This is a genomic window from Paraburkholderia sp. (assembly GCF_050742655.1).
Taxonomy (GTDB): Bacteria; Pseudomonadota; Gammaproteobacteria; order Burkholderiales; family Burkholderiaceae; genus Paraburkholderia.
In genome coordinates this window covers 70004-90844 of the sequence record NZ_JBOIGG010000005.1, presented here as the reverse complement: position 1 = coordinate 90844, position 20841 = coordinate 70004, and the positions used below count along the sequence as shown (strand labels likewise).

The window sequence follows — 20841 nt, the reverse complement described above, 5'->3', positions numbered from 1 at the left end:
ATGGCGGAGGGGTTCCGCCGATGTCGCCCGTGTGCAGCGCCGCGCGTGAAGCAGGGGGAAAGCAGATTTACCGGTACTGACCCGCGTACTTGATGACCTTGTCCAGATTCGCCTTCGTGATAAAGCCCGGACCCGAACGGATGTTCTTCGGTCCATACGACGGCTGCAGTCCGTACTCTTCGAGGCGGGCCTTGAACTTCGGATTCGCCTGCAGAATCTGGCGGATTTTCGCGGGGTCGGTCGTGTGGTCCTTCTTCACGATCGCAAGCACGGCGACCGGGATATAACCCTGCAGATACGGCTGCTGATCGATCGCGAACTGGATCGTGCCCGCCTGGATCGCCTTCGCGATGTCGTCGGAGAAGTCGAAGGTGCAGAAGTAGATCTTGCCCGCGAGGCCCATCTGCTGGACCGCCTTCAGCGTCGCCGCGGCAGGCACCGGGCCGAGCGTCAGGATCGCGCCGGTGTTCGGATGGTTGCGCAGATACGCGCTGACCTTCGACTGGATTTCGGTCGGATCCTGGCCCGAGTCGATCGTCGACGTCTTGTAGTCGACGCCGAGTGCTTCCGCAAAGCCGCGGCAACGATCGAACGACACGGTGTTGGTGGCGAGGTGATTCACGCACAGGAACGACTTGACGCCGGCTTCTTTCGCCTTCTCGCCGGCCGCGTGACCCGCGACGTATTCGGGCTGGCCGACGTGCATGATCGCGCCCAGTTGCGCGCTCTGTTCCTCGGTGCCGGAGTTGATCGTGACGAGCGGAATCTTCTTCTCGGTCACTTTGCCGATCGAGCTTTTCAGCACATCGAAGTCGGCGATCGTCGTGATCACGCCGTCGTAGTTGCGCGCCGCGGCCTGTTCGACGAGCCGGGCCATGTCCGCGATGTCGCCGTTCGGCGGATTGCGGTAATCGGTCTGAACGTTGAAGTCCTCGTCGGCCTGTTTGATCGCGTTCTTGATCGTGTTCCACCACGAATCGGAATCGGGTGCGTGGCTGATCAGCACGAAGTGCGCATCCGCCGCCTGCGCCACCGATGCCGCGCCGAAGCCTGTCGCCAGCGTGAGCGCCGCCGCCAGTATTCTCAGCGAAGCCTTGCCTTTGCTAAGTCTCATGTCTCCACCTTTCTCGGTCTGTCGTTTTTGAAGGGAGCGAGCGCACAGCGTTCGAACGTGCCGCATCACTGCTCACGACCAAGGTTAGGCGATCTTCCGGAGCGATGCAATGAAAATTTCATTGAAAATAAAAATGGAAAATCCATTCCATTTGACAATGGCGCTGCCTATAATCCGCAACGTTATCTGGTGTCGCGATGCGGTTCCCAAGGCTCGTGCGACAGCGGTTTTGCAGCGCAAAAAAATAGGAGAGGGGCGACCATGGCGGACGACAGCACCGAAGAGTTGCCGAGCGTCGATGAATTGATGCAGCGCATCGCGGAAAACTACGAATCGCTGCCGCGTCAGTTGAAGAGCGTCGCGACCTACATCGAGCAGCATCGCTCGAGCGTGATGGTCGATCGCACCAGCGACATTGCGGCGAGCTGCGGCGTGCATCCGTCGGCGGTCGTGCGGTTCGCGCAGCGTTTCGGCTTTTCCGGGTTCTCCGATCTGCAGACCGTGTTTCGTCAGGCGTATACCGGCCAGGGCGCATCGGGGACCAGCTACCAGCAGCGCATCCGCAAACTGATCGACGAAAAGAAGCCGGGGCGGCTGTCGGGCGGCTCGGTTGCGCGCGAATTCGTCGCGGCATGCCGCGGCGGCCTCGACGAACTCGAAGCGGGACTCGACGACACGCAGATCGATGCGGCCGTGAAAATGCTGCAGCAGGCCGACAACATCTACGTGATCGGCGTGCGGCGTTCGTTTCCGGTCGCGAGCTACATCGTCTACGCGTTGCAGCACACGCCGAAGCGCGTGCATCTCGTGTCGGGCTTCGGCGGCATGTATCGCGAGCAGATCCGCAGCGTGAAGAAGGGCGACGTCGTGATCGCGATCAGCTTCGCGCCGTACGGCAAGGAGACGCAGTACTGTCTGCGCGTCGCGCATCACCATCAGGCGAAAACGCTCGTGATCACCGATAGTCAACTGTCGCCGCTCGCGCGCTATGCGACGACCCAGCTGTACGTGAAGGAGGGGAGCGCGTTCGCGTTCCGCTCGCTGACCAGCACCATCTGCCTGTGCCAGGCGCTGTTTATCGCGCTCGCGTACAAGCTCGAACTGAACGTAGAAGAATCGAAAGACACTGGAGGCTACGATGACTGACACAACATCAGCAGGCAAAACGATCGACGTCGCGGTATTCGGCGCGGGCCGCATCGGCCGCATTCACGCAGCGAATCTCGCGCGACAGCCGGGCGTGCGGCTCAAATACGTGGTGGACGTGAACCGCGAAGCCGCTGCCGCGCTCGCCGCGCAGCACGGTGCACAGGTCGCCGATATCGACGGCGCGATGGGCGACGCGTCGATCGGCGCGACGGTGATCTGTTCGAGCACCGACACGCACGCGGCCCTGATTCTCCAATCGGCCACGCAAAAGAAGCATGTTTTCTGCGAGAAGCCTGTCGATCTCACACTCGAGCGAGCACGTGCATGCGCGGATGCGGTCGCGAAAGCCGGTGTCGTGTGCATGATCGGTTTCCAGCGACGTTTCGACCCGACGTTCTCCGCGCTGAAGGCACGCATCGACGCGGGCGAAATCGGCACGCCGGAGATGCTCGTCGTGACGAGCCGCGATCCGGGTGCCCCGCCGGTCGACTACATCAAGCACTCGGGCGGCATTTTCAAGGACATGCTGATTCACGACTTCGATATCTTCCGCTGGATTCTCGACGACGAAGCCGACACGCTGCACGCAACCGGCAGCTGCCTGACCGACCCGGAGATCGCCGCGGCAGGCGACATCGATTCGACCGCGGTGACGATCCGCACGAAACGCGGACGTCTGTGCCAGATCAACACCGCGCGCCGCGCGGCGTACGGTTACGACCAGCGCTTCGAAGTGCTCGGTAGCGAAGGGATGCTGCAGGCGGGCAACGTGCGACCGACCGAAGTAGTCGCGTATTCGAAGACGGAAGTGTCGAGCGATGTGCCCGAAGCGTTCTTCCTCGAACGCTATCGTGCCGCGTATGCGCTTGAAATCGCGCATTTCTTCGAGGCGGTGACGCAGGGCAAGCCGGTGCGCACGACCGTCGCCGACGGGATGAAGGCGCTCGAACTCGCGGAGGCAGCGACGTTGTCGTGGCGCGAAGGCCGTGCTGTGAAGCTCGACGAGGTTGTGCGATGAGCGCGATTAGTTCGGTTGAGCGTAAGGGGCCGGTGCGCGTCGGTATCGTCGGGCTTGGACGGCTTGGACGCCGGCATGCGCAGAATCTCGCGTACCGCGTGCCGGGCGCAGCGCTCGTCGCGGCATGTAGTCCGCTCGAAGAAGAACGCGAGTGGGCGCGCGATACGCTGCCTGAACCGCGCCTGTACGCCGAGTATGCCGCGCTGCTCGCCGATCCCGACGTGGACGCAGTGTGGCTCGTCACGCCGTCGGCGCTGCACGCACAGCAGATCGTCGATGCGCTGCGGGCTGGCAAACACGTGTTCTGCGAGAAACCGCTGTCACTCGATCTCGCCGAATGCGAGCGCGTGCTCGCGGAGGCGTCGCGCTATCCGCATCTACAGGCGACGATTGGCTTCATGCGACGCTTCGATCCGAGCTATCGCGACGCGTTCGACAAGATCCACACGGGCGCGATCGGCCGGCCGTTCCTCGTGCGCTCGCAGACCTGCGACCGCAACGATCCCGACGGCTTTTTCGTGCGCTTCGCGCCGACCTCCGGCGGCATCTTTCTCGACTGCACCGTGCACGACATCGACGTCGCCCGCTGGCTGCTCGGCAAGCCCCGCGCGACACGCGTGTACGCGACCGGCACGATTGCTTTGCACGAAGGGCTGCGTGAATTCGGCGACGTCGACAACGGCGTGGCGATCTGCGAATTCGAAGGTGGCGGCCTTGCGATGTTCTACGCGTCGCGGACCATGGCGCACGGCAACGACAGCGGCAGCGAAGTGATCGGCACGGCGGGCGCATTGACGATCGGCCGTATTCCGCGCGCGAATCGTGTCGAGATTCTCGATGCGGGCGGCGTACGCAACGAATGCACGCCAACGTTCTTCGAGCGGTTCGAGGACGCGTTTCTCGCGGAGGCGCAGGCGTTCGTGGCGGCGGTGTCGTCGGTTGGAACCTCGACAGGCGAGCAGGCGGGGGCAAGTCTCGCGGATGCGCTGGAGGCGACGCGTATCGGCAGTGCGCTGCGGGCATCGCTGCAAAGCGGGCAGGCCGTAACGCTGTGAGCGCGGGGAGGCTGCGGTAGAATCGGGACCACTGTGCGGCGTCGTTCGACGCCCCGTCCCGAAGGTCACCGTCGATGCAGATTCAGATTCACAAGGAAGTGGATGCACGCGGGCTGAACTGCCCGCTGCCGATCCTGCGCGCGAAAAAAGCGCTCGCCGATATGGAAAGCGGCCAGATTCTCAAGGTACTCGCCACCGATCCCGGTTCGCAGCGGGACTTCGCTGCGTTCGCAAAGCAGACGGGCAACGAGATCGTCGACGTATCGACGCAGGACAAGGTGTTTGTTTTTCTGATGAAGAGACGGTAGGTTTCCGTCTCGCTGTCACCGTGATGCGTGTGACGGTGCCGGATACCGCCGTGTCATTCTCACGAAGGCCGACAGGACCCGCGAGCACGTGAGGGTTTCTTTCCAGAAACGTTCCTTCAGCTTCGAGGTCGGAACCCACTGCCACGGCAGGATGACCTCCACCGCGCCCCACACGGGTCGCCAGCGTGCTGACACGCCCCGGCGGCGAAACAGGCTTACCGTCGGAATATCGAGGTTCGACGCGAGGTGCCCGACGCCCGAATCGTTGCCGATGAAGTAGCCGGATTCGTAGACCCACGCGGCCAGCGCGTTGAGGTCGTTGAAATGCGGCACCGGCACGTCGAACATCTCGACATCTTTCCAGCGCTCCCGTTCGTGCGGCGCGATCACGAAATGCGGTTCATACCCTCTGCGCTGCAGCAGCCGGGCCAGTTTCACGAATCGTGAAGCCGGCCAGCGCTTGTCGTCGGTGCTGGCCTCCGGATGAATGACCACACGCCTGGCGTGACGCCGGTGCAGCAGATCGGTGGGCGCGACGATACCGTTGTCGAGATCCACGCCATCGAGTTCCAGTTCCTTGCGGCAAAAATCGGCGAAGCGTTCAGCCATGCAGCCGGGATGCTCGCCGAACTCGATGTCGTGCAGCGTTCTCACGCGCGGATGCGCATCCAGCAGGTGGACGAGCGGCTGATTCCACTGCATCTGCAGCACGGTGTCGTAGGCCGCGAACGTGTCCGCGCTGTCTTCTTCGACGGGCAGGCGGTGAATGGCGACGCCTGGGAACCAGTGCCGCAGCGCGTACGCAGGATTTCCGTACACCGTGACGTTAATGCCGTTCTTCAGCAGGTTGGTCACGATGATCATCGAGATCAGCGAGTCGCCGATCGCGTTCGACATCGAAAACGCCATCCTGCCAAGATTGCTTTTATGCAGGCGCGGCTCGACGCTCGCGTGCTGCCGGGCAAGCATGCGGGTTTCGAGGCGCGCGTTCATGTCGTCTTCCGTGCGAACGCCGGCGGCGTGACCGCCGAAACGGTTTGCGACGCGCGTTGATCGGTGGCGAGCCGGAGCCGGGCGAACGCCCGCTCGACGCGCCCGACCGTCAACGCGTATTTCCAGAAACGCTCCTTGAAACGAGCACCGGGGATGAACGCGCTACCGATCAGCACATGTCCGCCGCCCCAGTCGGGTCGCCAGGTGCGGGCAATGCCGCGTCGCATGAAGAGCGAGAGTGTCGGGATATCGAGGTTCGACGCGAGATGGCCGATGCCGGAGTCGTTGCCGATGAACCAGCCGCTTTCATAGACCCAGGCCGCGAGGTGGCCGAGTGTGTCGAATGCGGGGACATTCAGCCCCTGATGCAGAACGTCCAGCCAGCCGGCGCGTTCTTCGGGAGCAACGACGAAATGCGGATCGAAGCCGCGCTGACGCAACCGCCGCGCGAGACTGACGTAGCGCGACTTGAGCCAGCACTTGTCCGCCGTGCTGGCGGTCGGATGAATGACCACCCGGGTAGCGTGTTTCCGATGTTGAAGTTCCGCCGGCGCGGTGAGGCCGTTTGCCTTCTGCGTGACCGCGAGGGCCAGCTCATCCCGGCAGAAATCGAACAGCCGGCGCGCCATGGGTTCCTTCGATCCGCTTCGGCAAAGATGATCGAGCAGCACGACCCGGGGATGGACGTCGGTCAGATTGAGAGGGGGATGGAGTGCGAGGACCAGCGAGAAATCGGCGAGGACGGTCTGCGACGTGGCGGGGTCGGAGGGTTCAAGCGGCGGTCTGACTTCGACGCGCGGGAACCACCTGTGCAATGCATGGAGGTGGCGGCCGAACACCGTGACGGTTACGCCGTTCAGTTGCAGGTTATGGGCGACCGTCATCAGCAGCAACGAGTCGCCTATTGCCCTTGATGCGATAACAGCAACACGTCCCGTTATGGGAGAGTTCTGACCCATGATTACCCCGTCGGTCCTTTCGAATTGGTGCTCAGTCAACTTGCGCGACGTCACACCATTTCGTCGTTCGGCGGCAAGTATAAAGTGCAGCCAGGATTTTGTCCCAATTCGCCCTTTCTACAGGCATTACAGGTATTTCTCCATGTCACAAAAGGCCCGGGAGGCAGCGGGAAGAATTACCTCAGCTGCGCACGCGACTGGTGCAGCCTGTGCATCGCTTATCGAAAAAAGGCCATCCGACGGGCAGACAATCAGGACGTCACGACCACCTGCTGCCTTCCCCGCGAATGGCTCAATCCCGCCAGCCCGGCAAACACGAGCCCGGCGACGGACACGCCCACCCATCCAAACGCGGGCCAGACCACCGCACCGACGCCCGACCCCACGGCGCCGCCAATGAAATAGCAAACCATATAAACCGTATTCACGCGGCTGCGCGCTTCGGGTTTCAGGGCATAGATACGAGATTGATTGGAAATCTGCGCGGCCTGGACGCCGACGTCGAGCACGATCACGCCGATCACGAGCCCCGCGATGCTTGCCCCCGAGATCCCGAACACGATGAACGACACCGCCACCAGTGCAATCGACAGCGAAATGATTGCGCGCGGCCCGCGCCGGTCCGCGAACTTGCCTGCGTAAGGCGCGGCCAGCGCGCCCGCTGCGCCGACGATGCCGAACAGCCCCGCCGCCTGCGGTCCGAGATGGAACGGCGCACCGGCGAGCAGCAGCGCCAGCACGCTCCAGAAAATGCTGAATGCCGCGAACAGCGCGGCGCCCGTCAGCGACGATTCGCGCAGGCCGCGCAGTTCGACCGTCAGATGCCACAGCGACGCGAGCAACTTGCCATAGGGCAGCGTCGAGGTCGGCTGGCTGCGCGGCAAACGCAGCAGGATCAGCACCGACAGTGCCAGCAGCGCCACCACCGAGACCCCGAACACCGCACGCCAGCCGAAGTACTCGGCGACGAAACCCGCTGCGGTCCGCGCCAGCAGGATGCCGAGCAGCAGGCCGCTCATCACGGTCCCGACCGCGTGACCGCGCTGCGAAACCGGCGCGAGTTCGGCAGCGAACGGCACGGCTTGCTGGGCGATCGTCGCGAGCACGCCGATCGCGAGGCTCGCGACGATCAGGACGTGCAGCGTCGGCGCCAGCGCCGCGACGATGAGCGCGACACAGATTGCGGCAATTTGTAGCAGGATCAGGCGACGCCGGTCGAAGCGGTCGCCGAGCGGCGCGAGCAGCAGCATGCCGGCCGCGTAGCCGAGCTGCGTGACGGCCGGCACCGCGCCGACCCACGACGCGCTGTGCGGAAACGACTGGCGGAAATCGTCGAGCAGCGGCTGGTTGTAGTAGATGTTCGCGACCGACACACCGGCGATCGTCGCGAGCAGAAACAGCAGGCCGGCGAGCGACCGTTCGGGTGCGGCAGGAGAAGTGGGGGCAGGCGTGGACATGAACGGGGCGGCAGATCGTAAGCCGGCGCACAGGCCAGCAGAGAGGCTTCGAGCGTGCCGATCATACCGGAGGCTCCGCGATCGTGCTGGCGCCGCGGCAGGCCGTCGTACGACCCCGCGGTACGTCCTTGCCCACGCTCAATCGATCAGCTCGCCCTCGGGCTCGTAGAACGGGTAGGGGCCGTCCGACGCGTCGACGTACGCGTGATGCGTGACGATGCCGGTCGCGGGGTCGTAGCGGTGCAGCGCGAACGCGGCGGGTTCCATCGAGAACGCGGACGGCCCGTCGTCGCGCAGATCGAGCGCGACCTGGTGCGCGGGCGACGCAACCGCCGACGCGATCGTGCCGCCGAAGCGCGCGAAGATCGGCCGGTGCACGTGCCCGCACAGCACGCGTTCGACGTTCGGATGTCGTGCGATGAGCGCGGCGAGCCGCTCGGCCGCGGTCGGCTCGAGGCGGATCTCGTCCATGTGTGCGATGCCGGTCGCGAACGGCGGATGATGCAGCGCGACCACGACGGGCCGGTCGCGTGACGCATTGAGCTGCGCATCGAGCCACGCGAGCCGAGCGTCGCACAGCGTGCCGCCGCTCTGGCCCGGCACGACCGAATCGAGCGCGATGATGCGCAGCGCGCCGACGTCGATCGCGTACTGGACGAACGCGTCGCCCTTGGCGAGGGCGAGTTCGGGCTGCTCGGGGAATGCTTCGCGCAGCGCCACACGGTCGTCGTGATTGCCGACCATCAGGTAGTACGGCATCTCGAGCGGGGCGAGCAGCGTTTTCAGGTACGCGTACTGTTCGGCGGTGCCCTGGTCGACGAGATCGCCAGTGATGAGCACCGCGTCGGGGCGCGGCAGCAGCGCGTTCAGTCGCTCGACGCAGCGCGTGAGGCACGCTGCGGTGTCGACGCGCCGGTAGGCGAGTGCGCCCGGGCGTTTGATGTGCAGATCGCTGATCTGGGCAAGCAGCATGGGAAATCCCTGTCGATGAATGTCGGCGCGCGGGCGGTGCTAGCGGTACGAACGGCCGGCCGCGCTGCCTTCACGATAGTGCAATCAGCGCGTCTTCGGCGATCGAAATGCCGACCGGCGTGCCGCGCGCCAGTTCGACGCGGCCCGCGACGTCGACGACGAGTGTATCGGGCGCGGCGCCGGCGATCGTCAGACGCGTGCGTTCGCCGAGGAACGCAGCGGCCTCGATCGTGCCGCGCAGATGCGCGTGCGCAGGATCGGCGAGGTACGCGTCCTCTGGACGGAAGAATAGCTCGCGCGGCGTCGTGCCGGTTGTCTGTGCAGCGGGCAACGGCACGGCGCCGCCGATGGTCGTCAGGTGTCCGGCACGCACGTCGCCGGCCAGCCGGTTGATCGTGCCGATGAACTGCGCGACCACGCGGTTCGCGGGCCGGTAGTAGATGTCGCGCGGCGTGCCGATCTGCTCGATGCGTCCCGCGCTCATCACGACGACGCGGTCGCCGAGTTCCATCGCTTCGGCCTGATCGTGGGTCACGTACACGGTCGTGATACCGAGTCCGCGCAGCAGTGCGTTCATTTCGCCGCGTAGTGTGTCGCGCAGCCGGGCGTCGAGCGCGGTCAGCGGTTCGTCGAGCAGCAGCACACGCGGCCGCGGCGCGAGCGCACGGGCGAGCGCGACGCGTTGACGCTGGCCGCCCGACAACTGATCGACCGGTTTGTCCGCGTGCGCGGTGAGTCGCATCATCGCGAGCAGTTCGTCGACGCGGCCGCGCGCGACCGCCTTGTCGACGCCGCGAATCCGTAGCCCATAGCCCACATTGCCGCGCACCGTCAGGTTCGGGAACAGCGCGTAGCTCTGGAACACCATGCCGACTTCGCGTCGCTCGATCGGCAGCGCGGTGACGTCGTCGGTACCGAACGCGACGTGGCCGCCCGCATCGGGCGTCTCGAGTCCGGCGATCATCCGCAGCGTAGTGGTCTTGCCGCAGCCGGACGGACCGAGCAGCACGAGCGTTTCGCCGGCGTCGATATGCAGGTCGAGCGGTTCGAGCACGCGGGTGCCGCGAAACGTCTTCGCGCACTGCGTGAGGGTGATCGGAACGGAGGCGGGTGTCATAGCGGATTTTCTGAATCTTCTTGCAGATCGGCTGAAAGCGCAGCGGGTTGCGTGTTACGTGCCGCGCGTACGCGACGGCGTTTCGTCGTATTGCGCTGACCGGTCGGATCGACGCCGAACCATTGCATCGCGACGAGGAGCGGCATCGTCATGATGAAAAACAGGATCGTGTACGCGCTGCCGATCTCGATGCGCAGCGACGCATAGGTATCGGCGAGACCGACGGGCAGCGTCTTCGTGTCGGGCGTGTGCAGCATCCATGTGAGGTTGAATTCGCCGATCGACAGCGTCACGACCGCGAGCGCACCCGCGACGATGCCGGGCCGCGCGTTCGGCAGCACGATCGTCACGAAGCGCTGCATGAACGTCGCGCCGAGACTCGCGGCTCCTTCTTCGAGCGTGCGCAGGTCCGAGCTCGCGCAGATCGCCGCGACCGCGCGCACCATGAACGGCAGCGTGAACACGACATGCCCGACGACGATGAACAGCACGCTCATCCGGAACGCAGTGAAACCGCCGTACACGACGAGCAGCGCGAGCGCCGACGCGAGCCCGGGCAGCGCGATCGGCAGCACGAGCAGCTCTTCGACGAAGCGTGCCGCGCGCGTCTTGCTGCGCGCGAGCGCGTAGCCGGCCGGCACACCGGCGACGAGCGTGATCGCGAGCGTCAGCGCTGCGATTTCGAGCGACAGGAAGACCGAGCCGCTGTACTGCGTCCAGACCTCGACAAGCCAGCGCAGCGTCAGCCCGCTCGACACGCCCTTGAAGTAGTTGACGGTGAGGCCCGCCACGATCGACATCACGACCGGCACGATCAGGAACGCGCACAGCAGCAGCGTGACGCTCCATTGGGCGGCGGCGAGCAGCGTGCGGGACTGGAGGCGCGATTGCGCGCGCGGCCTTGCGGCGGTATCGGTCAGCGAATTCATCGGGTTGTGCGTGTCGACGGGAGCGTCATGCGGTGGCCGCGACCGCGGAACCGGTCGCATTGCGTGCGAGCGCGAGCACCAGCCACGTGACGATGCCGAGCACGATCGACAGCCCCGCGGCCGTCACCATGTTCGCGTTCAGCGTGAACTCGGTGTAGATCGTCATCGGCAGCACGGAGATGTCGGTGGCGAGCGTGAACGCCGTGCCGAATGCACCCATCGCGGTCGCGAAGCACACGGCGCCCGCCGCGATCAGGCCCGGCGACAACGCCGGCAGCACGATGTCGCGCATGATCTGCCACGGCGACGCGCCGAGCGAACGCGCGGCTTCCTCGAGCGATGCGTCGAGCTTCGTCGCCGATGCCATCACCGTGACGATCACGCGCGGAATCGAGAAGTACAGGTAACCGATGAACAGTCCCGCCATCGAATACGCGAACACCCAGCGATCGCCGGTCAGCTTCATCGACAGCGCGCCGATCAACCCCTGGCGCCCGGCCAGCATGATCACCATGAAGCCGACGACGACACCGGGAAACGCGAGCGGAAAGGTCAGCAGCGCGAGCAGCAGACGCTTGCCCGGAAACTCGCGCCGTGCGAGCAGCAGCCCCGCGATCACCGACAGCGCGAGCGTTGCCGCTGTGACCGCCCCCGACAGCAGCACCGTCGCGCCGAGGCTCTGCATGTAGCGTTCGTTCGACAGCAGCGCACGGTACGTCGCGAACGCATGGCCGTCGGCGCTCACCTGCAGCAGCGCGACCATCGGCAGCAGCCAGAACGCTAGGAACACGACGAGCGCCGGCGCGAGCAGTGCGACGCGCCAGCGCAGCGGGAACGTAATGTCGTTCAATGCATCACCTGAAGATACTGCTCGCCGAAGCTCTGCTGCTTGCTGGCCATCTTCCCGAAGTCGACCGCATGCGCACGCGCATAGTCGCTCGCGGGCAGGAACTTCGCCGCGGCGTCGGCGCTCATCGCATTTGCGCGGACCGGACGCAGATATGCGTTCGCCCACAGCTTCTGGCCTTCGTCGGACAGCACGAAGTCGAGCACCTTCTTGCCGTTCGCTTCGTGCGGCGCACCCTTCACGAGACTCATCACGTACGGCACCGAGATCGTGCCTTCCTTCGGAATCACGAACGCGACGTTCGCGTGATCCTTGTACATCGCGCGGTACGCATCGAAGTCGTAGTCGAGCAGGATCGGAATCTCGCCGGACAGCACGCGCGCATAAGCGGTCTGCTTCGGCACGATCGGTGCGTTGGCCTTCAGCTTGCGGAACCAGTCGAGTGCCGGCTGGAAGTTGTCGAAGTTGCCGCCGAGCGCCTCGTTCACCGCGACCGCGCCCGCATAGCCGACGAACGCGCTGGACGGATCGAGGTAGCCGATCATCCCTTTGTATTCCGGCTTCAGCAGGTCGGCCCACGATTGCGGAACCGGCCGGCCTTCGAGCGCATCCTTGTTGACGAAGAAGCCCAGCGTGCCCGAGTGAATCGCGAACCAGTAGCCTTGCGGGTCCTTCAGGTTCGCCGGGATGTCGTCCCAGTGCGCCGGCTTGTACGGCTGGATCACGCCCTTGTCCTTCGCCTGGAACGCCGACGACACGCCGAGATAGACGACGTCCGCGACCGGGCTCTGCTTCTCGGCCATCATCTGTGCAATCGCCTGGCCCGAGTTCTTGTTGTCGGACGGCACGCGGATGCCGGTCTTCTGCTGGATCGCCTTGATCTGGCTCGCCCAGTCGGCCCATTCGGGCGGGCAGTTGTAGCAGATGGCGGTTTCGTCGGCGAGCGCGGACGTCGGCGCGGCGAACGTCGCGAGCAACGCGCTTGCTGCGATCGCGATCGATGCGGCGGCACGCAGCGTACGCGTGAAAAGGGTAGGGCCGGAGCGGGAACGGCGGATCACAGCAGGTCTCCTTGGAGTCGGGCGGAACGGGAACGGATCAGACGGCGCTGCGCGGCCGCAGGTTGGGTGTCGACGACGTGGACGCGATCGTCGCGATCGTGGCGCCTTCGCGCAGCGTGTGCGGCAGCGTCAACGCGAGCGGTGTGTCGTGGCCCGTGTTGTCGAGACGCGCGACGAGTCGCTGCCACGCGGCACTGCCGATCTCGCGATTCGGCGCGACGATGCTCGCGAGCGGCGGCGACAGCAGCTCGCCCATTGCGAGACCGTCGAAGCCGAGGATCGACATGTCGGTGGGAATCTGCAGACGCGCGCGGCGCAGGCCGCGCATCACGACCATCGCGAGCAGATCGTTGCTGCAGAAAAGCGCGGTCGGCCGCTGCGCGCCGGTGGTCAGATGCGCGAGCACCGACGGTGCGAGTTCGTCCGCGTTGAAGTCGATTTCGAGCGCTGGCGCGGGCACGAGTCCGGCCTGCTGCATCGCCTGCGCGTAGCCGAGATGGCGCAGCCGCGCGCGGTCCGACGCAGCGAGCGTGCCGGCGAGCATCAGGATGCGGCGATGGCCGTGCGCGATCAGCATCCGCACGCCGTCATATGCGGCGAGACGGTTGTCGACCGACACCGCGGGGCGACGCACTGTGTCGTTGTGCATCAGCACGTAGAGCAGACCGTCGCGGTCGAGTTCGTCGAGCATTGGATGCGTGTCCGCGTCGGCGACCGTGAGGATCATGCCTTCGACGCGCTGCGCGCGCAGCGTTTCGATTGCATGGCGTTCGCGGTCGGCGTCGTATTGCGTCGTCATCAGCATCAGACGATAGCCTTGTGCGGACGCGAGATCGTCGATGCCTTGCAGGCATTCGGCGAACACCGGGTTCGCGAGCGTCGGCAGCACGACGCCGATCAGCCGTGTGCGCTCGCCGCGCAGTTGCCGGCCGATCGGGCTCGGACGGAAGTGCAGCGCGTCGATCGACTGACGGACTTTTTCTAGTGTGACCGGATTGACCGTGTGCGGCGCGTTGATCGCGCGCGAGACCGTCGCGATGGAAAAACCCGCATGCGCGGCGACATCCCGGATCGTCGGAATCGTCAAGATTGGCCCCGTTGAAAACGTTTTCGTCGACGGATTATCGAGGCCGTTTATGACTGCGCTGTGACTGGGGAAGCAGACGGGGCGGGGCGTCTGGATGTCCCCCGTTTGGACCGCCCGCAGGGCGATGGTAGAATCGCGTCCGCCCTTGCCGGGGTGATGAAATTGGTAAACATAGCGGACTTAAAGTATTGAGTGCCCGGTCGGAAACGACCGGTGCAGAACCCCTCAAATTCGGCGAACCCCCTGGCGCGCAGCGCGCGCGCCGAGGCAACGCCGAGCCAAGCCCGCCACGCATGCGACGTCGTCGCGCGGGGCGCGGAAGGTGTAGAGACTAGACGGGGGGCGCCTAAGGCAACGCGACGGAAGACTCCGCCGCACGCGACGGCGAAGGCATAGTCCAGCGCACGAACGGCCTCGCCGAGGCCGGCGTCGAAAGACGTGGTGTGACGAAAATCCGCCGCCTGACGGCTTGCCGGTTCAAGTCCGGTCCCCGGCACCACCGATTCTCCCGATGTTTCCCTCTGTGATCCAATCAAGCGACCCGGTAGCGGCCTCGCTTGCCTGGGCAATTTCTGCCGGTTCCAGCACTCGCATAAAATGGTGTAGAAATCACACACAAATCGGAACGTCCCACACATTCAGACTCCCCGGAGACAGTAATGAGCAGCGAAAAATCGAAACGGGCACGGCAGGCTGCCGAGAGCCTGTTTGGCAGCGGATCGACCGGGAAGGCTACGTCTTCTGGCCGGAAGACAAATCCATTCGACGATCCATTCGAGACCGTCGACCAGTCGAAGCAGAGCCGTGACGAACTGGTTGTTTTGCCATCGCAGATTGCGGTACCCCCAGGGTACGAAGATGCAGCGCATGTGCGTGATGCGCTCGCCCGAACCTGGCGCATGGACTGGGTCAAGATCGGCAAAGACGAATGCGTCGTGAGGCTACCGGTTGGGTGGAGCGCTGACAGGTCCGTGGATGGTGTCCTGAGAATTTACAGTGACGGGGTCGTGCGAGCTGAAGGCAGGTTTGGAGAGAAGGCCACGTTGCAGATACTGCCTCGCTATTATCTGAAAGCCGAGTTCCACGATTCAGACGATCACTGCCGGATCGTAGTCCGGGATCGCGATCGCAACAACAGCGTTCTCAAGGAGTCGTTCTGGGACACGAGAAGCGGACCGAATCATCCTCAGTGGAAGATCCTGTCGGACTGGCTCGATACGGAGTACCCGGATCATCGTGACCCGCTGAAGTATTGGGAAGACTGCGAGGCAAACCTGGAACCCTGACAGATGCGCAACAGTCGACAGCTATGTCGCCGCCGCACGTCACGCGTACCCCTTCCCAAACCGCTCCCCAACATACCGCGGAATATTCACCGGCGTAACCACAACCACAGACGACGACAACCCGACAGCCGAAGCCGGTAGCATCCTGTGAAAATGCATGACGTGGTGGCAGGCGGTCCGCATGTCCTGCCGCAGGTCGTGATGCAGAACCGCGCTGAGCTTCCCGTCGCGGAGCAGATGAACGTTGTCCCTGTCGAGGTCATGTCCAATGAAGCATTCGGGCGTCTGTCCGATCGATTGCAACGCGCGGAGTATCGCTACGTTGCCGCCCCCCATCGAATAGACCGCGACGATTTTCTTCCTCGGGCCGACAACCCGTTTTACGCGTTCTTCGGTTTGCCGATCGAGACCGTGGCCGCCGCTGGCGTCGACGAGTTTCAGCTTCGGATAGCGTCGGCGTAGTTCGTTGCGAAAACCGGTTTCGCGTTCTTCTTCGCCCCTGAAGCGTTCATCGCTCATCGTGACGAGAACGTTTCCCTCAGGGTGAGCAAGCCATTGGCCGATGAGATAGGCCGCCGTCGCCCCAGCCATGCGGTTGTCGAGGCCCGCATAGGCTATCCGCTTCGACAACGGAATGTCGGTGAAGAGGGTAATAACGGGGATGCCGCGCTGCTGCAGTTCGTCGATGGCACTCGAAATCTCAGGGACATCCCGGGCCTTCAGAAATACGCCGTGACTGCCTCTGCGACCGATCGTCTTTAATGCATCGACGACCTCGACGGTCGTCATCGTGTCCCGCGTCAGGAAGCGCGGCCTGAGTACCGCGGGATGCAGGCCCGGCAACTCCGATTCGAGTGCTTCGCGGATTTCGTCGGAAAACCTCGGAGGCGCTTCGACGATCACATCGACGACAAGCTTGCGCCCGCTGGTCGCCAGCTGGAACTGCAGCTTTTCCAGCTCCTTGATCGCGTGCTGCACGCGATGACGCGTGTGCTCGCGAACATTCTCCCGACCGTTCAGCACCCGATCGACTGTCGCGAGCCCGACGCCTGCCTGCAGAGCGATTTCCTTCATGAGAAACCGGCGGGCCATGGTGAGTGGTCTCAGATTGAGGTGTTTTTGATGTGTTTATGGTACCGCAACGCATCGGCATCGAGCTATCTTTGGCAGATCAGCGGAAGGAGACGTCATGCAACACAAAGAATCGCATCACGACGCACCGATACGTCATGGGTACCGTGAGCAGGATTGTTCGCTGCGGGATTTCGTTGCCGGACTTCAGGCGGGACAGGAGGACGTCCATCCGCGATTTGCCGCTGAACTATGCGAGCACATTCCGATGTACGACTGCGACGCGCTACGCGGCGACCTCGAAGACACGATGCGCCGCGCCGACCTGCAGCACGAATGGGCCAACGTGCTGAATCGCGGGGCGGGGGTGCTGGTGCTAAGACGGGCCTATGCCGATACGGCGCCTGTCGATGATGCGACCGAGGTCTTCGAATCGATCATCCGCGACGAGCGCGAGGCCGGTAGCGCAGCGGCGGACCATTTCGCGAAAGCCGGTGCGAACGACCGGATCTGGAACGCGCAACAGAAGCTGTGTCTGCGCGCGCCGTCGGTGTTCGCCCGATACTTCGCGAACGCCCTGCTGTATGCGATCGCCGAAGCGTGGCTCGGTCCGCACTTTCAGATGACGTCACAGGTCAACGTCGTTCGCCCAGGTGGACAGGCGCAACAGGTGCATCGGGATTATCACCTTGGGTTTCAGACTGTCGCGGAGGCGGAGCGCTATCCCGCGCACGTCCACGCGATGTCTCCATTTCTCACGCTGCAAGGGGCAATCGCTCATTGCGACATGCCGGTGGAAAGCGGGCCGACCCAGCTGCTGCCATTTTCGCAGCGGTATCCCGAGGGCTATCTCGCGTGGCGCCGTCAAGATTTCCGCGACTACTTCGAGAGCCACTCTGTGCAGTTGCCGCTCGAAAAAGGCGACGCGCTGTTCTTCAATCCCGCACTGTTTCACGCGGCCGGCGCGAACCGGACCACGACCGTTCAGCGGATGGCGAACCTGCTGCAGATTTCGTCGGCGTATGGCCGCGCGATGGAGTCGTTGAACCGCTCGCGCATGTGCGAGGCGCTGTACCCGGTTCTGCTTGATCGTGTGATGGCATCGAGCGCATCGAGCATGGCATCGGCGGAAGTCGAGGCGGTCATTGCATCGTGCGCCGAAGGCTATCCGTTTCCGTCGAACCTGGACCGCGACCCACCACGAGGTGGACTCGCACCGGAGAGCCAGCAAGGTTTGTTTTGCCGGGCGTTAGCGGAATCGTGGAGCGTGGAGCGGTTTGTGGCCGCCGTTCGCGAGCAGGCTGCGCGGTGGGAAGCGTAGAACAGATTTCCGGCTTGAGTATTGCGGTTTTTTTCCTATTGTTAATTGTCAGATTATTCGGAAACCGACATGACGCACGAAGCCGCTGCCCAATTCGATGAATTAGCGCCGATGTACGAGGATATGGCTAACTGGCCATTCCGGAAGGACATCGAAATTCCGAGCGTACTGGAGACTATCGGCGAAGTGACATCGCTCGATGTCCTCGATTACGGATGTGGAACAGCGTCGTATGCGCGATGGCTGAAAGCGCGTGGTGCCCATCGCGTAGTCGGATACGATCCCACAACCGGCATGCTCAATTACGCACGCGCTCGCGCAGAGAAAGAAGGTTCCGACATTCCATTCATTCAGGAATTGACGCCAGAATTGAATGAAAAATTCGATCTTGTGCTGGCCGTCTATATCCTGCCTTTTGCCACCACCCGCGATGAACTGAATTCGATGTGCGCGGAGATGGCGCGCCTGTTACGTCCGAATGGCAGGCTCGTGACACTGCCAATACATCCGGACTACGATTCCAGGCCTTCCTACTACGAGGACTACGGATTCAAGCTGGTCGCACACGATCATGAACGCGCACCGCATGCTGATGGTGGCCGGGTTCGTCTGGAACTGTCTTACAAGGAGCATCGGGCGAGTGTCGATGCGTGGTACTGGTCCAAAGCGACGCTCGAAGATGCGCTTTCGGAAGCGGGTCTGACAGATATCAGATGGGTGGACCCTCATGCGCCTGCCTATGCCGACAGCGCGTCCGCGCCGGACTCCCTGCGCGCGTATCTCGACAGGCCACACACGGTGGTGATCGAGGCACGCAAAACCTGATCGCGGGCGTTGTTCGAGCGCTCGCCGCAACGTCAACGGGATGAAACAAAAGAACCCGCGATAGCCACCGGCCTCGCGGGTTCTTCGCTGGCGCTAGTTAGCCGGTCCGTTAGCCCCCCTGCGCCGCCCACTGGAAATCGTTCACACCGGCGATACCGTCCGAACCGGGCACGTCGTGCGTTTCGATCTGATTGAAGACGCTCGAGTTCTGCAGCATGTATTGGGCCGCGGACTGGACCGTGGAAGAATCGGTCGGCGTCGCGTTCGACGACGGGTTGTACGCAAGCTGGTACAGCTCGTTCGGGTCCAGTGACTGCACGTTGTTCGTGCTCATGTAGCTCGCAAGTGCGCCCGATGCGCTTTGCGCGTTGAGCGGCTGTGCACCGCCGCCGGCAGGCATCGTGAAAGAGGGCGTCTGGGGCAGGCCGCCCTGCGGTGACACTACGGGGCCGAGGCCCATCGGAGGCCGCATGCCGCTACCCGCAGGCATCGTGAACGAGGGCGTCGAGGACAGGCCACCGGTCTGCGGTAACACTACGGGGCCGTGGCCCATCGGAGGCATCGTGCCGCTGCCACCGCCGAACGACGGCATTGTGCCGCCGCCGCTGCCGAACGACGGCATGGTGCCTGTGCCACCCGCGCCACCGGCATTGCCCATACCGCCTTGCGCGGCCCACTGGAAGTCGTTCACACCGGCAACGCCGTCCGAACCCGACACGTCGTGCGTTTCGATCTGGTTGAATACGCTCGGGTTCTGCAGCATCCACTTGGCCGCGTCGGAGTCGGTCTGCGTCGCGCCTTCCTGCTGCGGGTTATATGCAAGCTGGTACAACTGGCTCGGATTCAGCGACGACACGCCGTTCGCGCTCATGTAGCTCGACAGCGCGCCCGACGCGCTCTGCGCGTTGAGCTGCTGACCGCCGCCACGGATCGCGCCAGGCTGCGCGCCGCCGATCATACCCGGCCGGGTGCCGCTGCCGGCGAGCGGCATGCCGCTACCCGGCTGCGCACCTGCGCCTGGTTGCGCGCCCGCGCCCGGTTGCCCGCCGACGGCAGGCTGCCCACCCTGCTGGGCCATTTGCAGCAACTGCTCGACTTCCGACAGAAGGGTTGTCAGCATTTGCAACGTGTTTGTAGCGTTGTTGTTCTGTGCCGGAAATTGCTGGCCGGGATTGTACTGGACCAGTCCGGGACCGCCGTTCATGGTTGCAGCGCTCATCGCATGATCTCCTGAGAATCAGTAAGGGGGTAACACCAACCATGCGAATGACTGTATGCCCGCGCGGCGTTTCCGATGCGCGGCAAGCGAAGTTGCGTTCGGGGAGGCGAAGAGGATGGGGCTTCCTTCCGGCGGGGTGGTCCCCGGGGCTCATACGGTCTCGACGATCCGCTCCCGCAGCCATTGATGTCCCGGATCCCGGTGCGAGCGCTCGTGCCAGAACATCGCCATTTCGTAGCCGGGAATCTCGACTGCCAGGTCGAACGTCTTCAGGCCGGGCACGCCGCGCACGAGGCGCGACGGCAGCATCGCGACGAGGTCGGTGTTTGCGACCGCCGACAGCACGAACAGGAAGTGTGGAACCGACAGCACGACACGGCGTTGCAGCCCGGCGCGTTCGAGCACGGTATCGGTGATGCCGCGAAAGCCGCCACCGTCGGGCGACGCGATCACGTGCTCGAGCTTGCAGAATTGCGCGAGCGTGGGCCGCCGCTTCAGCCGCGGATGTCCGGTGCGTCCCACCAGCACGTAATGCTCGCGAAACAGCGGCCGGTAGCGCAGACCCTCCGGTATTTCGTCGGTCGTATGAAAGCCGAGATCGATTGCGCCGGTCTGCGCCTGTTTCCCGAGGCGCGGCGGCTCCGCCTGGATCACCGCGAGCCGTGTATTCGGCGCGAGCGCGCGCAGGCGGGCGAGCAGCGGCAGCAGGATCGCCTGCTCGGCGTTGTCGGTCGCGGCGACGCGCCACGTATCCTGTGCGGTCGCAGGATCGAACGGCGCGACCGGCAGCACCGCGCGCTCCAGTTCGTCGAGCGCCTGCCGCAACGGCTCGCGCAGTTCGAGTGCGCGGGCGGTCGGCGTCATCCCGCGCGGCCCGGGCAGCAGCAGCGGATCGCTGAAGGTCTCGCGCAGCTTCGCGAGCTGCACGCTCACCGACGGCTGAGAGTAATTCAGCCGCTGCGCCGCGCGCGTCACGTTGCGCTCTTCCAGCAGCGCATCGAGTGTCACCAGCAGATTGAGATCAAGTCGACGCAAATTAGTCATTCGAATACC

The 20841-nt window shown here is 64.1% G+C and carries 20 protein-coding genes and 1 tRNA gene; 8 read left to right on the top strand and 13 right to left on the bottom strand.

Annotated features, from left to right (window positions below):
- Nucleotides 1–67: 67 nt before the first annotated feature.
- The gene (locus tag ACREXZ_RS09330; RefSeq protein WP_431763769.1) at nucleotides 68–1114 is read right to left on the bottom strand and encodes a sugar ABC transporter substrate-binding protein; all 1047 of its coding nucleotides are present in this window, start codon (nucleotides 1112–1114) and stop codon (nucleotides 68–70) included.
- A gap of 261 nt (nucleotides 1115–1375) precedes the next feature.
- Here ACREXZ_RS09330 and ACREXZ_RS09325 point away from each other — a divergent pair, with 261 nt between their 5' ends.
- The 4 genes from ACREXZ_RS09325 to ACREXZ_RS09310 all read left to right on the top strand — a co-directional run bounded on the left by ACREXZ_RS09325 (nucleotide 1376) and on the right by ACREXZ_RS09310 (nucleotide 4644).
- Entirely contained in the window at nucleotides 1376–2260 is an 885-nt protein-coding gene (locus tag ACREXZ_RS09325) for a MurR/RpiR family transcriptional regulator (RefSeq protein WP_431763768.1), read from the top strand.
- Nucleotides 2253–3281 (top strand): inositol 2-dehydrogenase, encoded by a 1029-nt coding sequence (iolG, locus tag ACREXZ_RS09320; protein WP_431763767.1) that lies wholly within the window; start codon nucleotides 2253–2255, stop codon nucleotides 3279–3281. The genes ACREXZ_RS09325 and iolG overlap by 8 nt, the downstream gene beginning before the upstream one ends.
- Nucleotides 3278–4336: a Gfo/Idh/MocA family oxidoreductase gene (locus tag ACREXZ_RS09315; RefSeq protein WP_431763766.1), complete on the top strand. Its 1059-nt coding sequence runs from the start codon at nucleotides 3278–3280 to the stop codon at nucleotides 4334–4336. The genes iolG and ACREXZ_RS09315 overlap by 4 nt, the downstream gene beginning before the upstream one ends.
- A gap of 80 nt (nucleotides 4337–4416) precedes the next feature.
- Entirely contained in the window at nucleotides 4417–4644 is a 228-nt protein-coding gene (locus ACREXZ_RS09310; protein WP_431763961.1) for a sulfurtransferase TusA family protein, read from the top strand.
- 15 nt (nucleotides 4645–4659) lie between these two features.
- Here ACREXZ_RS09310 and ACREXZ_RS09305 read toward each other — a convergent pair whose 3' ends face one another.
- From ACREXZ_RS09305 to ACREXZ_RS09265, 9 genes are all read right to left on the bottom strand, one after another.
- A complete protein-coding gene (locus ACREXZ_RS09305) occupies nucleotides 4660–5637 on the bottom strand; it encodes a glycosyltransferase family 9 protein (RefSeq protein ID WP_431763765.1) in 978 nt (325 codons plus the stop codon).
- Nucleotides 5634–6521 (bottom strand): glycosyltransferase family 9 protein, encoded by an 888-nt coding sequence (locus ACREXZ_RS09300; protein ID WP_431763960.1) that lies wholly within the window; start codon nucleotides 6519–6521, stop codon nucleotides 5634–5636. Before ACREXZ_RS09300 ends, ACREXZ_RS09305 begins: the two co-directional genes overlap by 4 nt.
- Nucleotides 6522–6847: 326 nt before the next feature.
- On the bottom strand, nucleotides 6848–8053 hold the full coding sequence (locus ACREXZ_RS09295) for an MFS transporter (protein WP_431763764.1): 1206 nt from the start codon (nucleotides 8051–8053) through the stop codon (nucleotides 6848–6850).
- A gap of 138 nt (nucleotides 8054–8191) precedes the next feature.
- Nucleotides 8192–9025: a phosphodiesterase gene (locus ACREXZ_RS09290; protein WP_431763763.1), complete on the bottom strand. Its 834-nt coding sequence runs from the start codon at nucleotides 9023–9025 to the stop codon at nucleotides 8192–8194.
- Between the two features lie 70 nt (nucleotides 9026–9095).
- A complete protein-coding gene (locus tag ACREXZ_RS09285) occupies nucleotides 9096–10142 on the bottom strand; it encodes an ABC transporter ATP-binding protein (protein ID WP_431763762.1) in 1047 nt (348 codons plus the stop codon).
- Nucleotides 10139–11071, bottom strand: coding sequence for an ABC transporter permease (locus ACREXZ_RS09280; RefSeq protein WP_431763761.1), 933 nt, complete (start codon nucleotides 11069–11071; stop codon nucleotides 10139–10141). Before ACREXZ_RS09280 ends, ACREXZ_RS09285 begins: the two co-directional genes overlap by 4 nt.
- Nucleotides 11072–11096: 25 nt before the next feature.
- A complete protein-coding gene (locus tag ACREXZ_RS09275) occupies nucleotides 11097–11921 on the bottom strand; it encodes an ABC transporter permease (protein ID WP_431763760.1) in 825 nt (274 codons plus the stop codon).
- Nucleotides 11918–12976, bottom strand: coding sequence for an ABC transporter substrate-binding protein (locus tag ACREXZ_RS09270; RefSeq protein WP_431763959.1), 1059 nt, complete (start codon nucleotides 12974–12976; stop codon nucleotides 11918–11920). The genes ACREXZ_RS09275 and ACREXZ_RS09270 overlap by 4 nt, the downstream gene beginning before the upstream one ends.
- Nucleotides 12977–13016: 40 nt before the next feature.
- Nucleotides 13017–14066: a substrate-binding domain-containing protein gene (locus tag ACREXZ_RS09265; protein ID WP_431763759.1), complete on the bottom strand. Its 1050-nt coding sequence runs from the start codon at nucleotides 14064–14066 to the stop codon at nucleotides 13017–13019.
- A 422-nt stretch (nucleotides 14067–14488) separates the two neighbouring features.
- On the opposite strand from ACREXZ_RS09265, the gene ACREXZ_RS09260 reads away from it, so the two are divergent.
- Together ACREXZ_RS09260 and ACREXZ_RS09255 are read left to right on the top strand one after the other, a co-directional pair.
- A tRNA-Gln gene (locus ACREXZ_RS09260) sits at nucleotides 14489–14565 on the top strand.
- Between the two features lie 160 nt (nucleotides 14566–14725).
- The gene (locus tag ACREXZ_RS09255; RefSeq protein WP_431763758.1) at nucleotides 14726–15352 is read left to right on the top strand and encodes a hypothetical protein; all 627 of its coding nucleotides are present in this window, start codon (nucleotides 14726–14728) and stop codon (nucleotides 15350–15352) included.
- 39 nt (nucleotides 15353–15391) lie between these two features.
- Here the strand turns inward: ACREXZ_RS09255 and ACREXZ_RS09250 are convergent, their stop codons facing one another.
- On the bottom strand, nucleotides 15392–16426 hold the full coding sequence (locus ACREXZ_RS09250) for a LacI family DNA-binding transcriptional regulator (RefSeq protein WP_431763757.1): 1035 nt from the start codon (nucleotides 16424–16426) through the stop codon (nucleotides 15392–15394).
- 115 nt (nucleotides 16427–16541) lie between these two features.
- On the opposite strand from ACREXZ_RS09250, the gene ACREXZ_RS09245 reads away from it, so the two are divergent.
- Both ACREXZ_RS09245 and ACREXZ_RS09240 read left to right on the top strand, forming a co-directional pair.
- Nucleotides 16542–17744, top strand: a complete 1203-nt coding sequence (locus ACREXZ_RS09245) for a phytanoyl-CoA dioxygenase family protein (protein WP_431763756.1) — start codon at nucleotides 16542–16544, stop codon at nucleotides 17742–17744.
- 69 nt (nucleotides 17745–17813) lie between these two features.
- A complete protein-coding gene (locus ACREXZ_RS09240; protein ID WP_431763755.1) occupies nucleotides 17814–18569 on the top strand; it encodes a class I SAM-dependent methyltransferase in 756 nt (251 codons plus the stop codon).
- Nucleotides 18570–18678: 109 nt separating this feature from the next.
- On the opposite strand, the gene ACREXZ_RS09235 is transcribed toward ACREXZ_RS09240, so the two are convergent.
- Both ACREXZ_RS09235 and ACREXZ_RS09230 read right to left on the bottom strand, forming a co-directional pair.
- On the bottom strand, nucleotides 18679–19788 hold the full coding sequence (locus ACREXZ_RS09235) for a hypothetical protein (RefSeq protein WP_431763754.1): 1110 nt from the start codon (nucleotides 19786–19788) through the stop codon (nucleotides 18679–18681).
- Nucleotides 19789–19938: 150 nt separating this feature from the next.
- Nucleotides 19939–20832 carry a LysR family transcriptional regulator gene (locus tag ACREXZ_RS09230; RefSeq protein ID WP_431763753.1) on the bottom strand — a complete coding sequence of 298 codons (894 nt, stop codon included), beginning with the start codon at nucleotides 20830–20832 and terminating at the stop codon, nucleotides 19939–19941.
- Nucleotides 20833–20841 lie beyond the last annotated feature (9 nt).

What these genes read in the sequence shown, in the direction of transcription:
- ACREXZ_RS09330 (WP_431763769.1), bottom strand. Translation starts at nt 1,114, where the DNA reads ATGAGACTTAGCAAAGGCAAGGCTTCGCTGAGAATACTGGCGGCGGCG.
- ACREXZ_RS09325 (WP_431763768.1), top strand. Translation starts at nt 1,376, where the DNA reads ATGGCGGACGACAGCACCGAAGAGTTGCCGAGCGTCGATGAATTGATG.
- iolG (WP_431763767.1), top strand. Translation starts at nt 2,253, where the DNA reads ATGACTGACACAACATCAGCAGGCAAAACGATCGACGTCGCGGTATTC.
- ACREXZ_RS09315 (WP_431763766.1), top strand. Translation starts at nt 3,278, where the DNA reads ATGAGCGCGATTAGTTCGGTTGAGCGTAAGGGGCCGGTGCGCGTCGGT.
- ACREXZ_RS09305 (WP_431763765.1), bottom strand. Translation starts at nt 5,637, where the DNA reads ATGAACGCGCGCCTCGAAACCCGCATGCTTGCCCGGCAGCACGCGAGC.
- ACREXZ_RS09300 (WP_431763960.1), bottom strand. Translation starts at nt 6,521, where the DNA reads ATGACGGTCGCCCATAACCTGCAACTGAACGGCGTAACCGTCACGGTG.
- ACREXZ_RS09295 (WP_431763764.1), bottom strand. Translation starts at nt 8,053, where the DNA reads ATGTCCACGCCTGCCCCCACTTCTCCTGCCGCACCCGAACGGTCGCTC.
- ACREXZ_RS09290 (WP_431763763.1), bottom strand. Translation starts at nt 9,025, where the DNA reads ATGCTGCTTGCCCAGATCAGCGATCTGCACATCAAACGCCCGGGCGCA.
- ACREXZ_RS09285 (WP_431763762.1), bottom strand. Translation starts at nt 10,142, where the DNA reads ATGACACCCGCCTCCGTTCCGATCACCCTCACGCAGTGCGCGAAGACG.
- ACREXZ_RS09280 (WP_431763761.1), bottom strand. Translation starts at nt 11,071, where the DNA reads ATGAATTCGCTGACCGATACCGCCGCAAGGCCGCGCGCGCAATCGCGC.
- ACREXZ_RS09255 (WP_431763758.1), top strand. Translation starts at nt 14,726, where the DNA reads ATGAGCAGCGAAAAATCGAAACGGGCACGGCAGGCTGCCGAGAGCCTG.
- ACREXZ_RS09250 (WP_431763757.1), bottom strand. Translation starts at nt 16,426, where the DNA reads ATGAAGGAAATCGCTCTGCAGGCAGGCGTCGGGCTCGCGACAGTCGAT.
- ACREXZ_RS09245 (WP_431763756.1), top strand. Translation starts at nt 16,542, where the DNA reads ATGCAACACAAAGAATCGCATCACGACGCACCGATACGTCATGGGTAC.
- ACREXZ_RS09240 (WP_431763755.1), top strand. Translation starts at nt 17,814, where the DNA reads ATGACGCACGAAGCCGCTGCCCAATTCGATGAATTAGCGCCGATGTAC.
- ACREXZ_RS09235 (WP_431763754.1), bottom strand. Translation starts at nt 19,788, where the DNA reads ATGAGCGCTGCAACCATGAACGGCGGTCCCGGACTGGTCCAGTACAAT.
- ACREXZ_RS09230 (WP_431763753.1), bottom strand. Translation starts at nt 20,832, where the DNA reads ATGACTAATTTGCGTCGACTTGATCTCAATCTGCTGGTGACACTCGAT.